11 protein-coding genes and 1 pseudogene are annotated in these 13,588 nt (G+C 36.0%); all 12 read left to right on the top strand.

Annotation, left to right across the window (positions count from 1 at the left end):
• Positions 1-310 precede the first annotated feature (310 nt).
• On the top strand, positions 311-1,303 hold the full coding sequence (locus ACQKMR_RS11765) for a thiamine pyrophosphate-dependent dehydrogenase E1 component subunit alpha (protein WP_427617191.1): 993 nt from the start codon (positions 311-313) through the stop codon (positions 1,301-1,303).
• A 22-nt stretch (positions 1,304-1,325) separates the two neighbouring features.
• The gene (locus ACQKMR_RS11760) at positions 1,326-2,360 is read left to right on the top strand and encodes an alpha-ketoacid dehydrogenase subunit beta (RefSeq protein WP_427697465.1); all 1,035 of its coding nucleotides are present in this window, start codon (positions 1,326-1,328) and stop codon (positions 2,358-2,360) included.
• 109 nt (positions 2,361-2,469) lie between these two features.
• Positions 2,470-3,699 (top strand): dihydrolipoamide acetyltransferase family protein, encoded by a 1,230-nt coding sequence (locus ACQKMR_RS11755; RefSeq protein WP_427697464.1) that lies wholly within the window; start codon positions 2,470-2,472, stop codon positions 3,697-3,699.
• A 17-nt stretch (positions 3,700-3,716) separates the two neighbouring features.
• Positions 3,717-5,099, top strand: a complete 1,383-nt coding sequence (gene lpdA, locus ACQKMR_RS11750) for a dihydrolipoyl dehydrogenase (RefSeq protein WP_427697463.1) — start codon at positions 3,717-3,719, stop codon at positions 5,097-5,099.
• A gap of 36 nt (positions 5,100-5,135) precedes the next feature.
• Complete coding sequence (locus ACQKMR_RS11745) at positions 5,136-5,912, top strand: acetoin reductase (RefSeq protein WP_427697462.1); 777 nt, start codon at positions 5,136-5,138, stop codon at positions 5,910-5,912.
• A 264-nt stretch (positions 5,913-6,176) separates the two neighbouring features.
• Positions 6,177-8,063, top strand: coding sequence for a sigma-54-dependent Fis family transcriptional regulator (locus ACQKMR_RS11740; protein WP_427697461.1), 1,887 nt, complete (start codon positions 6,177-6,179; stop codon positions 8,061-8,063).
• 79 nt (positions 8,064-8,142) lie between these two features.
• Positions 8,143-8,544 carry an NAD(P)H-dependent flavin oxidoreductase gene (locus ACQKMR_RS11735; RefSeq protein ID WP_427697460.1) on the top strand — a complete coding sequence of 134 codons (402 nt, stop codon included), beginning with the start codon at positions 8,143-8,145 and terminating at the stop codon, positions 8,542-8,544.
• Complete coding sequence (locus tag ACQKMR_RS11730) at positions 8,526-9,119, top strand: NAD(P)H-dependent flavin oxidoreductase (protein WP_427697561.1); 594 nt, start codon at positions 8,526-8,528, stop codon at positions 9,117-9,119. The genes ACQKMR_RS11735 and ACQKMR_RS11730 overlap by 19 nt, the downstream gene beginning before the upstream one ends.
• Before the next feature lie 359 nt (positions 9,120-9,478).
• On the top strand, positions 9,479-9,931 hold the full coding sequence (locus ACQKMR_RS11725) for a DinB family protein (protein ID WP_427697459.1): 453 nt from the start codon (positions 9,479-9,481) through the stop codon (positions 9,929-9,931).
• Positions 9,932-10,996: 1,065 nt separating this feature from the next.
• A complete protein-coding gene (locus ACQKMR_RS11720) occupies positions 10,997-11,149 on the top strand; it encodes a YfhD family protein (RefSeq protein ID WP_427697458.1) in 153 nt (50 codons plus the stop codon).
• Between the two features lie 1,452 nt (positions 11,150-12,601).
• Positions 12,602-12,781: a site-specific integrase gene (locus ACQKMR_RS11715; RefSeq protein WP_427697457.1), complete on the top strand. Its 180-nt coding sequence runs from the start codon at positions 12,602-12,604 to the stop codon at positions 12,779-12,781.
• Positions 12,782-13,293: 512 nt separating this feature from the next.
• Positions 13,294-13,588, top strand: a pseudogene (locus ACQKMR_RS11710) (transposase); the annotation flags it as partial.

The following is a 13,588-nucleotide window of genomic DNA, read 5'->3' as shown; positions in this document are numbered from 1 at the left end:
ATACAAATATAGGCGGAGCAAAATGGCTCCGTCTTCTTTTGTCCCTATCTCTATTAGTCTTTAAACTACTATTTAATAGTAGCTATCAATTTCGCATGCTATATCATGATAAATACATTCTTTATGAAAAATTCTAGAACCCTCTTTATCAATTTTTTGTTTAAAACGAGACAAAACGAGACAACCATCTCATTTTGTCTCGTTTTGTTTCTAAAGATAATGGACAAATTCCTAGTATAGCGAACTTCCATTTTGGCATGTAAATTGCACTATATATTATTGACTCATTATTAAGATTGGGGGCTGGAATATGGAAACGATTCAAACTAAAGAAATTCAATTATCACAGGACAAGGCTTATTGGATGTACAAAAAAATGCTAGAGATTAGAAAATTCGAAGACCAAGTTCATGAATCATTTGCTAAGGGAATTTTACCAGGATTTGTTCATTTGTATGCTGGGGAGGAAGCGGTGGCAGTAGGAGTGTGTGCTCACCTTAATGAAAAGGACAGCATTACAAGCACACATCGGGGGCATGGTCACTGTATTGCTAAAGAATGCGATCTTAATGGGATGATGGCTGAAATCTATGGGAAAGTTACAGGGCTGTGTAAAGGAAAAGGCGGTTCCATGCATATAGCCGATTTAGATAAAGGAATGTTAGGGGCAAACGGTATTGTCGGTGGTGGTTTTCCACTTGCTTGTGGTGCAGCATTAACTGCCAAGTATAAAAAAACGGATCATGTAAGTGTATGTTTTTTTGGAGATGGTGCTAATAATCATGGCACATTTCATGAAGGGATTAATCTTGCGGCTATTTGGAATCTACCTGTTGTTTTTATTGCTGAAAACAATGGTTACGGTGAAGCGACACCTTTTAACTATGCTTCTAGTTGTAAAACGATAGCGGATCGTGCAATAAGCTACAATATCCCCGGAGTTCGAGTGGACGGGAAAGATGTAATAGCTGTTTACCAGGCAGCAGAAGAAGCAGTTCAAAGAGCTCGCAGAGGAGAAGGTCCTTCTTTAATAGAATGCGTAACCTATAGAAATTATGGACACTTTGAAGGCGATGCTCAGAAATATAAAAAAGAACAAGAAAAGAAAGAACATAAACAAGAAAAAGATGCAATTGCTCAATTTAGAAAATACTTACTGAATCAGAATCTGATAGCTGAAAAGGAATTGGTTTCCCTCGAGAATTCAGTTGAAGAGGCAATTAAACAAGCTGTCAAGTTTAGTGAAGAAAGCCCTTATCCAGAGGCATCCGATTTATTAAACGATGTTTATGTATCTTATTAAACAATAAAAGGAGGAATTTGGGATGAGTAGAAAAATCAGTATGTCACAAGCAATAAATGAAGCAATGGCGCTCGCAATGAGAAAAGATGAAAATATCATTCTTATGGGAGAGGATGTAGCCGGTGGAGCAGAAGTTGATCACCTTCAAGATGATGAAGCATGGGGTGGAGTTTTGGGGGTTACAAAAGGATTAGTGCAAGAATTTGGTCGTGACCGCATTTTAGATACTCCTATTGCCGAAGCAGGTTATATGGGAGCAGCCATGGCAGCTGCTTCTACGGGATTACGTCCTATTGCAGAGTTAATGTTTAACGATTTTATTGGTAGTTGTTTAGACGAGGTTTTAAATCAAGGGGCCAAGTTCCGTTATATGTTTGGAGGAAAAGCGCAAGTTCCTGTTACGATTCGTACGATGCATGGTGCAGGATTTAGGGCAGCAGCTCAGCATTCACAAAGCTTATATGCCTTGTTTACAAGTATTCCGGGACTGAAAGTAGTTGTCCCATCTTCCCCTTATGATGCAAAAGGGCTGTTACTCTCAGCCATCGAGGATAATGATCCAGTCATCTTTTTTGAAGATAAAACGCTATATAACATGGTAGGTGAGGTTCCAGAAGGTTATTATACGATTCCAATCGGAAAAGCAGAAATAAAGCGGCCTGGCTCAGATTTAACCATCGTTGCTCTCGGTAAACAAGTTCATACCGCAATGGATGCTGCGGAACAACTTGCTGGTAGAGGCATTGAAGTTGAAATTGTTGATCCAAGGAGCTTGTCACCGCTGGATGAAGAATCGATTCTTTCATCCGTCGCGAAAACAAATCGGCTTATTGTGATAGATGAAGCAAATCCAAGGTGCAGCATGGCCACAGATATTGCAGCATTGGTCGCGGATAAAGGGTTTGATACGCTTGATGCGCCAATAAAAAGGATTACTGCACCACATACGCCTGTACCTTTTTCTCCGCCACTAGAAGATATCTATCTTCCTACATCAGAGAAAGTAATTAAAGTTGTATCAGAATTGTTAGGAGAACCATCTAATCTTGGGGTGTAAGTAAAAATGAAAAAGGCTCCACCTTTTTGGCGGTTGTCATCGAAAGCTGGAGCCTGAAGCAAGAAACCAATGATAGGCAAAGAAACAATGCTGAAGGGAGAAAAGAGATATGGCTGTAGAAGTAGTAATGCCGAAATTAGGCATGGCAATGAAAGAAGGTACTGTTTCGGAATGGAGTAAGGGAGTCGGCGATACTGTAGAAAAGGGCGAAGCAATAGCCAGCATTAATTCTGAGAAAATAGAAATGGATATCGAGTCACCGTCAGAAGGTACAATACTAAACATAGCTGTACCAGAGGGACAAGGCGTCCCTCCTGGAACAGTTATCTGTTATATCGGAAATCCCAATGAAAGCGTAATGGTTAATGAGCCTGTTGCTGAAGAAAACCAGCCGGAAAACCACAAAAAAGAAACAACGGAAAATATAGAGCCACCTCTTTTGCCAATGAGTAAAAATGGAGATCGTGTGATGATTACCCCGGTTGCACGTAAAATGGCACAAGCAGCTAATCTTGATATTGAGAAAATTCAAGGCACTGGACCAGGTGGAAGAATTACTAAAGATGATGTACAGAAAGCAATTAAGAGACCTGAATCAATGCCTGAAAATAAAGAAGAAAGTATCTTAATCCCTGAGCAATCTAAAGAGAAAACACAGGAGATTCCTGTAAACGGAATGCGGAAAATTATTGCCACACGTATGCAGGATAGCTTACAAAGTAGTGCTCAATTGACTCTTACGATGAAAGCAGATGTAACCGATTTAATCAAATTGCAAAGACAAGCTACAGAAATTATCCAAAAACATGATGAGGGTAAACTGACGGTCACAGACTTTGTTGCAAAAGCTGTTGTCCTTTCATTAAAAGATCACCCTAAAATGAACAGTGCATATGTAGAAGATAAAATTCATTTGTTTGAGCATGTACATCTGGGATTAGCTGTTGCCTTGGAAAAGGGGTTAGTTGTTCCAGTTATAAGAAATGCGGACGCCTGTACACTAAGGCAGTTATCGAAGAAAGGTAAGGAACTAGCTAAGTTTGCTCGTGAAGGTCAATTGCCTTCTGAAGAAATGAATGGTTCTACTTTTACTATTAGCAACCTGGGTGCATACGGTGTAGAACACTTCACACCGATTTTAAATACCCCGGAAACAGGAATTCTTGGAATTGGCTCTGCTTATGATACTCCGCTCTATATTGAAGATACGTTGGAAAGAAGAACTATTTTGCCACTCAGTTTAACCTTTGATCATCGTGTCTTAGATGGAGCTCCCGCTTCAGCCTTTTTACAAACAATAAAAAGGTATTTAGAAGAGCCAATGACCATGCTTTTATAGAAAAAGGAGGAAATCTTTTGAATCGTATAGCTATTATCGGAGGAGGTCCAGCTGGGTATGTAGCGGCTATTACTGCTGCCCAGCAGGGAAAAGAAGTGACACTGGTTGTCGAAGGACCACTTGGTGGAACCTGTTTAAACGAAGGATGCATGCCAACGAAGACCTTGTTAGAAAGTGCTGATACGTATGAATTGGTGAAAAATGCAGGCGAATTAGGGATACGTTTTCCATCTAACTCTATTGAAATCGATTGGGAGGTGGTGCAGAAACGAAAGAAAGGTATTGTATCGACACTTGTCCAAGGCATTCAATATTTAATGAAAAAAAATAAAATAAAAGTAATTCAGGGAAGAGCTTCTTTTATAACGAGTTACCGACTTCGGATAGAGAACGAAGATAAATATGAAGAGATTGAAGCTAATAAAGTTATTATTTCTACAGGTTCCGAACCGATTCCATTACCATTTGCCCCTTTTGATGGTAGTTGGATTATCCATAGTGGTCAAGCCATGTCACTCCCCTCTATTCCTTCTTCACTTTTTATTATCGGAGGCGGAGTAATTGGATGCGAGTTTGCAAGTATTTATAGTCGAATGGGCACCAAGGTCACAATCGTTGAGATGGGAGAAAAGCTGCTTCCAGGGGAAGATGAAGAAATCTCAGCAGTCCTACATAAAGAATTGGAAAGCTATGGTGTAATTATCCATACCACCACATCTGTCAAAGACATGAACACTAATAATAAGAAGGTATTTTTAGATAAAGGTAATGGCAGTTTTGAAGAATTTCGTGCTGATTACGTACTTGTTTCAATAGGGAGAAAGCCGAGAGTAAGCGGAATGGATCTAGAGAATATTGGTATTGATTTTTCCAGACATGGAATTTCTGTAAATAATCAAATGCAAACAAGTAATTCTTCGATTTATGCTTGTGGTGATGTGATTGGTGGAATCCAACTTGCCCATGTAGCTTTTCATGAGGGAAGAGTAGCTGCTCTGAATGCATGTGGACATGTGATTAATGTAAATTACCGAGCAATACCACGCTGCATTTATACCTCTCCTGAGATTGCCAGCGTGGGCTTGACGGAAAAAGAAGCTAGAAATAAATATGGTGATATTAAAGTTGGGGAATTTCCTTTTTCCGCAAATGGAAAAGCTGCCATTTCAAACAAACAGATTGGAAAGGTCAAAGTCGTAGTAGATCCTCAATTTAATGAGATTCTTGGATTTTCCATAGTTGGCCCACACGCGACAGAATTAATTGGTCAAGGAACGGTCATACTGCATGCAGAAATAACGACAGATATTATGGAAGACCTAATATCAGCCCATCCATCCTTGTCAGAGTCCATACATGAAGCATTATTAAGCGTTAGTGGCCAAGCAGTGCATACTTAAATGAACTGAACCTATTGAATAAAGGGGGTATTTTGTATGGTTATTAGTCATCGAACAGCGATTGTCACTGGTTCAGGTCGTGGAATTGGACGTGCCATTGCTTTACGACTAGCTCAAGATGGATTGAATGTAGTGATTAACGACGTCAATTTGGATAGCGCCGAATCGGTCGTAAACGAAATTAAGGAACTTGGACGTGAAAGCTTTGCAGTGAAAGCTGATGTAAGTAAAAGAAATGAAGTATTCAATATGGTTGATCAAGTTGTTGATCAGTTTGGACAACTTGATGTTATGGTTTCAAATGCAGGAATTGCTCAAATTAAACCATTGCTTGAAGTGACTCAGGAAGATCTTGAACAGATTTTTAATATAAATGTAAATGGTGTGCTTTTTTGTCTGCAAGCGGCGGCTGAGCAAATGAAAAAGCAAGAAGGCGGGAAAATAATTAGTGCTGCCAGTATCGCTAGTTACAAAGGGTTTAGCCTACTAGGAACTTACTCAGCTACTAAATTTGCTGTTAGAGGCATTACACAAGCAGCAGCACAAGAATTGGCTCAGTTTGGAATTACGGTTAATGCATACTGTCCAGGTATCGTCGGTACACAAATGTGGGATCTTATCGATGAAAAAATGGGGCAATATATGAATCTGGGAAAAGGAGAGGCATTTAAAAAGTTTTCGGATTCTATTACCTTGGGACGACCTGAGACCCCAGAAGATGTTGCGAAGTTTGCATCGTATCTCGCCTCACCAGATTCTGACTATATGACAGGACAATCTATCATGATTGATGGAGGCGTCATTTTTTCATAAAAACAATCAATATAGGACTAGGAAATACGCATAAATGATTAATAAGTAAGCTTCACGTGAATGATCATGTGAAGCTTTTATTGTGAAGTTTTTGTTAATAGTAATCAAAATATTGTAAGCGTATACATAATCTACTATAATAAAGTGGACCTCGATTAACATCCTTTTTATTACTCCACGGTATTATTTCTCTTGATTGATAAGACATGCTTTTATTTTTCAAATGAATGTTGAAAATATTTAAGATGATTAGAGGAGGATTATATGTTATCCACTAGTTGTTATCTACGTACATGGGAACGTTTTGTTAGTGAGGGGGTTCTCGATTCAAATCGTTTGGACAAGCGAATTAAGGAATCTTGGCATCGTTGTAAAAAAGAACAGGTCAATCCGTATCTAAATAAAGGTAAGCATGTGTTAACAAATGATTTATTGATCCTTCAAAGAGAAAAAAACTCTTTACTTCTAGATGTAGCATCGCCCCAATTATCAAGGATGAACCAAGCGATTAAAGAGTCTGGAATGATGGCTTTATTAGTGGACCCTGATGGATATGTTCTTTCCCTCTCAGGAAACGAAAAAATTCTGGATGAAGCAGGTAAAATAAATTTTGTGGAAGGCGTACGCTGGACGGAGGGGGAAGTTGGAACAAACGCAATTGGAACCGCTTTGAAAACGGGGGAGGCAGTAATGATACAAGGCACCGAACATTACTCTATTGCCTCACATAAATGGAGTTGTTCTGCAATGCCTATTTTTAATGAAGATGGAATGTTAATGGGCGTTTTAGATATATCGTGTCCGGTTGATTATTTTCATCCATCAATGCTAGGTATGGTTGCCACTCTGGCGTATACGATAGAACAGGAGATGGGGGTTCGCTCCTATAAAAGAGAGTTGGCACTAACTCAGCAATCTATTGAGCTAGCAGAAGCTTATCCAAACCACCCTTTTATTGTTTGTAATCATAAAGAAATCATCATTTCCGCCAGCAAACAAGTCCGTCAAAAAATTTCTCAATCTATTGGAATGAGACTGTCTGATTTTTTAAACTATGGATACCAAATTGAAAAGGAAACTCCTCTTTTTTCTGAAGAAGATAAAAGGGTATCTGGAAAGTGTTTATTTTTATCAGAAGGTCTTAGTCATACCCAAAATTGGCTTTTTCCAACTTCTTCGCTATCTAAAGTGTTTAATTTCAAGGGTGAAATTGGTATTAGTGAAGCGTTTCAAAACACTTTACATAAAGTAAAGCTTGTTGCACCGACAGAAGCTAATGTTTATATATCTGGTGAAACAGGGGTTGGAAAAGAGCTTGTTGCTATGTCTATTCACGAAAATAGTTCTCGTAAAAAAGGACCGTTTATCACCATAAATTGCGGGGCCATCCCAAAAGATTTAATGGAGAGTGAATTATTTGGTTATGTCGAAGGCGCATTTACAGGGGCTAAGCGTCAAGGGCATAAAGGGAAATTTGAGCAGGCTAAAGGAGGGACCATTTTTCTCGATGAAATTGGTGAAATTTCACATGCGATGCAAGTGGCCTTATTGCGTGTACTTCAGGAAAGAAAAATCGTACCGATTGGTGGTACAAAAAGCATTTCTTTAGACATTCGAATTATTACAGCAACACATCGTAATCTTGCAGAGCTTGTAAATGAAGGATCCTTTCGTCAAGATTTATATTATCGTTTAAATGTTTATCCTGTATTTGTACCACCTTTAAGGGAAAGGAAAGATGATATTCCGTATCTTGTCCGCTATCTTAGTCAAGTGAATAACTGGAATATTCCATTAACAGAAGAATTATTAGATAGTTTAAAGGGTTACAATTGGCCAGGAAACATAAGAGAACTACAAAATGCTCTGCAACGCTTGTCTATCTTGCTTCAAGATGGACTAGTAGATTATGAACAATTATTAAATTCTATGCATTCCCTAGAGATTACGCATCAAGCGGATTGCCAGTCTGCAAAGGAAATTGATAAAAATTGTATTACAGGAAATGACCTGACTACGCGAGAAAAAATACAAAAAGATTTAATGCTAGAGGCTTTGCAAAGGACACAAGGAAATGTCACCGCAGCTGCAAAATTGATAGATATTCCTAGAAGTACATTTTACAAGCGGCTTCATAAATATGGTCTATAGTCAAGGATGTGAAATTTCAAGGAATAAAAGATTAATTTATTTTTAGCGGAATGTATAAGGATAGAGAGGGGTATGGCATATGAAAACGAGAATTACTGAATTATTAGGAATAAAATATCCGATTATTTGCGGTGGAATGTTTCAAGTTGGTCGAGCTCCACTTGCAGCAGCAGTATCTGAAGCAGGTGGATTAGGTATCATAACCTCCAAAATACAGATTACACCCGAAGGTCTTCGTGATGAAGTACGCAAAGTAAAAGCATTAACGAAGAAACCCTTTGCTGTCAATCTGAATCTATTTCCTAGTCAAACTGCTACTCCAAATGAAGAATTTATTGATATTTTAGTAGAGGAAGATGTGAAAATTGTTGAAACCAGTGGACGAAGCCCGGAAGTTTTAATGCCAAACTTAAAGAGCATGGTTTTACTGTCATTCATAAGGTTGCAAGTGTCAAAAACTGACTGCCTGCAGAGAAATTAGGAGTCGATGCGGTTGTTATCGTAGGGAATGAAACGGGGGGCCATCCAGGCATGGGGGATGTAGGAACGCTTGTAATGCTCCCTAGAGTGGTTGATTCTGTTAAAATACCTGTACTAGCAGGCGGAGGCTTTTCAGACGGTAGAGGCCTTATCAGTGCATTGGCACTCGGCGCTGAAGGGATTGTTATGGGAACTCGCTTTATGGCCACGAAAGAAGCCCCTATTCATGATAACGTAAAGAACTGGATGGTTTCAGCAAATGAATCGGATACTATCGTCATACAGCGAAATATAGGAAGTCCTTCGCGTGTAGCGTTAAATACTGTTAGTAAAGAGGTAGACAGACTAGAAAATGAGGGAGCCACTATAGAAGAATTAATCCCGCTAATAACGGGACAAAGAAGTAAAGGTGTATATTTTGAAGGGAATTTAGACGGAGAGATCTGGTCATGCGGTCAATCAGTCGGTTTAATTAAGGAAGTCAAAACAGTTGATGAACTTATTAAACAAATCGTTCTTGAAGCTAAAGGTTCGTTGGAATATATCCAAAATCGAGTCGAATCGATTCGAACTTGATCAACCTAGCTTCATATAGAATAAGCAAACGCATATGATTTTCCTATTCTATTTTTATGGGGAATAAAAGCACCTTGTTTCAGGTGTTGATGAATATCCATGTGCATTTTTAGAATAAAGGAATACCCAAAGCATAAAATTGCCATCCTTTTCTATAAGAATAAAAGGATGGCTTAATTCTCGTTCAATTAAAGTTCGCGATTTTTAAAAAAAATGATTGGATAATCTTGTTAAAGTAAATCCTGGATTGTGAAGGTGCTTACTTAAATTAGCGAGTTAGTTTAGCTCAAGAAGGACTTAATAGTGTTTATCTTGAAATGAATAAATGATTGAAAGATAAATTAATGGAGTTGGTATAGTTGTATATTGATAAGAAGCAAATAATAGCTCACTATGAGAAATCTATTGGCTGGGTGAAAAGTTTAACAAATTTATCTGAGGAGAAATGGAGAACTCAAATAGATAAAGGTAAATGGACTATTGCTGAGATAATTGGACACTTGATACCTTGGGATGAATTTGTTTTGAATCAACGGCGCCCATACTTGCTTACTCAATTACCAATAAGCCCAAATGCTGAATTGATAAATCACCAAGCATCTATTGAAAGTAAGAACAGGTCAAAGGATGAAACGATTAAATTATTTATAGCAATTAGGAAAAAGCTTATAAATACATTGAATGATTTATCCGATACGTTATGGACACAGGACTTTATCATTGGAAAAAATAACATATCACTCATTAGCTATCTTTCCGGGTTAGTAGAACACGATATTCATCATTTTAGACAAATACAAAAAGTATTGTGATTAGTCCCTTAGTAATATCTTATGAATAAATCTACTTCAACTATCGGGGGCGTTAGTTGAAGAAGCTTGGGGGCAGCCTTTTTAAATTTTACAAGCCATTTTTTTAGCTATATTAAATAACTCTGTTGATATTTTTAAAGCGAATTTATGTTCTATAATAATGTAGATGAATAGTTACGAATAGAGTTGCTTTGAATGGCTTTAAAGGAATAATATAAGTTCCTTAATCTACATAGATAAATCCTCTATTTATATAATATATATATAAAAATGGTAGGAGCTCTTTTATGTTAATCATTATTACTGTCTAATTTGTGCCATTTTAAGCTTTGTCATCGTTTATTTATTTGCTTTTTCAAAAAAAATAGGGTATTAATCATTCCTTCCCTATTTTCCTTGCTATTAGGCGGATTTTTATACTTTCTAAGACAATTCCAACGAAATCAAGAAGTTAAATTGCCTGTTAATTATTATAGCCACCCATTTTCAGTGCCTAGCGTAAATACATTTTTCATTCTCTTACTTCTTACGCCTATGATCATTTTTACTTTAATATGGACAATTGTCTTGTATAAATTACAAGTAAAACGCAATGTAAAAGAGAAAACTACAAAATAAACGTCTTTTTCTTAGTGTACTAAAGAGGGCGTTAGTTTAACAAAGGAGGGAACCTCATCATATCGGGGTTCCCTTATATTTGCATTAAAATCAACAATATTATTTAACAAAGCTTAGTAAAAAGATGACAGTTAAATAAATGAGCTTGGCGTATAAGAAACCCTAAGATATATTCTTTATCTCTATGCTCAAAGAAGAAATATCAGCTAATATCTTCGCCAGGGTCATTTGAATTGCCCCTTTTGTCAATAATTACAATCAGGATACCACAAATGATTACGATATATTCAAAATCAACCAAGAACTATAACATAGCCTTATTAAATAAGAAGGAGGTGTCCTAAAAACTGTTGATAAAATTATTTGTTCATGAGCAAGTCTAAAGATATATTATTGTGATTCCTAGCCATACTAATAAAGATTAAAAATTCGTTAGGAGGCAATATTATGGGAAGGTCAATCAATCAAAAATCATCTAGCAGAAAAAAATCATTACCTCAAACTCCCAAAAACTTAAAAATAGAACCGGATCGTGTTAATGAAGAGTTTTCTCGTGAGCTAGGTGAAAGTGCGAAAATAAGAGCTACAAGACCTAAATGAAACTAAGATACGGATTGATTATTTAGTAAAACAGATACAAAAGGGGCCACAATAAGTGGTCCTTATTATTTGTTTGAAAATGATTTCATATTCGGTAACTTATTTTACCTTAAAGCTATTTTTATGCTGAACATTTGAATTTCGAATCCTTTTCTCGAAATGTTTTTTAGTGATTTTTTAGTACAATACAGAATACTACTTGAAATGACTTAGTAGCTATTTGAACATTATTATGCTTTATATTGTGGAAAAAATATTCAAACTTTATGTTACGTTAAACATTATAAGTCATAATATCTTCGTTATTATGTATTTAAGTTTGCTCATATGAAGGCAGAACCCCTTTGTTTTTATCTATCGTTATTTCCTATATTCCCCAGTGTGCTTAATAAGAAAGGTCAATTAAGTCAGCATTAATCTGCATATAAGCGGATTTAATAGTTGATTAAAATGTTTTATATTAATTAACATATTTCTGATAGTTATTTAATCTAATCGTTGCTTTAACAGCTTCAAGCACAACTTTGTTTAAGTAGCATTAGCATTAAATAGATAACTAATAATAAAGCATATTAACGGTATTATGAGAATTATGTGGGTAGAGAGAGAAGACCATATGATTTCTTATTAGTAAGCGGAACCTATGATATTTGAGTTCGTAATTTTTGAAGGACTTATTCAATTCACATAAGGAATTTTAGTTTTTTTTGCATATAAATTATTGTTATATAATTTTTCCGAGGTGTTAACCCGAAATATTTCTCATTTTGCTGATAATTATATATATCAGAATAATAAATTCTTCGTTTTAGTTCTTTTAGTCTTTAACGCTGAAGAATACCAAGTACAGAGCAATATATTTGCTGAATTCGCAAAAGCTTTTATAGAAACAAATCGTGAGCAAACATTCTGATAATTAAAGTTGGATTTAATTTGGGAAAAAATCTGAAAAAACCACTGATTAAATAAATATTAGATCCGGGTAAAAATATAGATTAAAAATCATTTATGTAAGCAGCAGATGAAATTAGCAGGTAATTATTGAATTTAAGATAAATTAAATAACATAAGATAAAATGATAAATGATTAAAATTTTAACGAAATTATGAAATAAGATATTTCCTTGATTTTTTACTAACTAGCATATAATATCTAAAAATTCATTAAAACAGTTTTAAATTATAAAATCTGAGTTTCTGTCTCATTTAGTTAAGTATTCTTAAGATATGAGACAGTATTTATAATTAAAATATAACTTCCTATAATATATATTATGTAAACTAGAATAAAACATAATAGTATCAAGTGATCGCATTATTGTCCCCTAACTTGGTTCAAGTTGACTATAATATTCAATGCTGCTTCCGATAAGTCGGTTAGTTCTCATAATAAATGGTTTCGAACATAATTCCTTGGGTTGGACTGAATAATTCCCAGGAGGTCTGATAATTATGAATTACGTTCAAGCTTCGGATAATTATCTCATGTACCTAGAAGTTGAGAAAAATTATGCCGTGAACACCTTAACTAGTTACGCATTCGATTTAAAGATCTACGGTGAGTTTTTAAGCAAAATGACCGATCGATTCAAATACATGGCATTACAGATGCTGCACAAATTATTTGCTTAATTGGAACAAGACTAACGACCGCAAGTAATGAATTGATGTTTAAATTAGCTACAACAGGAATGAGACGACAAGAATTAGTAGATTTATTATGGGAGCAGTCGATTTAGACAACAATACGATTTTAGTTCGAGGGAAAGGAAAAAAAGAACGCCTCCTCCCCCTTCACCCGATTGTATTACAGACAACGACTTTAAGAACAGCAAAACCATTATAAACCGATATTTTATAATAAAAATAATAAGCAACTGAATACACGTGGACTTCATAAAATATTCAAGGAAACCTTAGATCGTGCTGGATCGCCTTCACAAAGATATTCATTGCATTATTTACGGCATACTCTTTCCATGTTTTCCATCTGTTGGACTACTTTTATTACCAATTTCCTCATATGAGTTTGATTACTGAAGTAACTTTAATCCGTAAGGTTATCTAATTAATGGAGTTAGTATAGTTTCATGGACACATTTTAGTTAAGTCCTTACAATAATTTTTGAGAGGATGTGTCCGTCTTGGAACGTAAGAATACAAGTAAAAAATATAATAATGAATTCAAGAAGACTATTGTAGATCTTTATCACTCGGGTAATTCGGTCAAAGAATTAAGCGGCGAATATGGCGTATCAGAAGTTACCATTTATAAATGGGTTAAAGAATTTACCCCTATTGGTATAGGGGAAGAGTCTATGACTCCAAAGGAATTAGCCGCCATACAGAAGGAAAACCTTCGGTTAAAGCAAGAAGTTGAAATCTTAAAAAAGGCTATGGCCATATTCGCGAAAAAGTAACCGAGACAGATCTTACTGA

It is taken from the genome of Peribacillus sp. NPDC096540 (assembly GCF_050278525.1).
Taxonomy (GTDB): Bacteria; Bacillota; Bacilli; order Bacillales; family DSM-1321; genus Peribacillus.
This window is presented reverse-complemented; position numbering and strand designations above follow the sequence as displayed.

Coding starts and splice junctions, on each gene's coding strand:
- ACQKMR_RS11765 (WP_427617191.1), top strand. CDS start 311: ATGGAAACGATTCAAACTAAAGAAATTCAATTATCACAGGACAAGGCT.
- ACQKMR_RS11760 (WP_427697465.1), top strand. CDS start 1,326: ATGAGTAGAAAAATCAGTATGTCACAAGCAATAAATGAAGCAATGGCG.
- ACQKMR_RS11755 (WP_427697464.1), top strand. CDS start 2,470: ATGGCTGTAGAAGTAGTAATGCCGAAATTAGGCATGGCAATGAAAGAA.
- ACQKMR_RS11745 (WP_427697462.1), top strand. CDS start 5,136: ATGGTTATTAGTCATCGAACAGCGATTGTCACTGGTTCAGGTCGTGGA.
- ACQKMR_RS11740 (WP_427697461.1), top strand. CDS start 6,177: ATGTTATCCACTAGTTGTTATCTACGTACATGGGAACGTTTTGTTAGT.
- ACQKMR_RS11735 (WP_427697460.1), top strand. CDS start 8,143: ATGAAAACGAGAATTACTGAATTATTAGGAATAAAATATCCGATTATT.
- ACQKMR_RS11720 (WP_427697458.1), top strand. CDS start 10,997: ATGGGAAGGTCAATCAATCAAAAATCATCTAGCAGAAAAAAATCATTA.
- ACQKMR_RS11715 (WP_427697457.1), top strand. CDS start 12,602: ATGAATTACGTTCAAGCTTCGGATAATTATCTCATGTACCTAGAAGTT.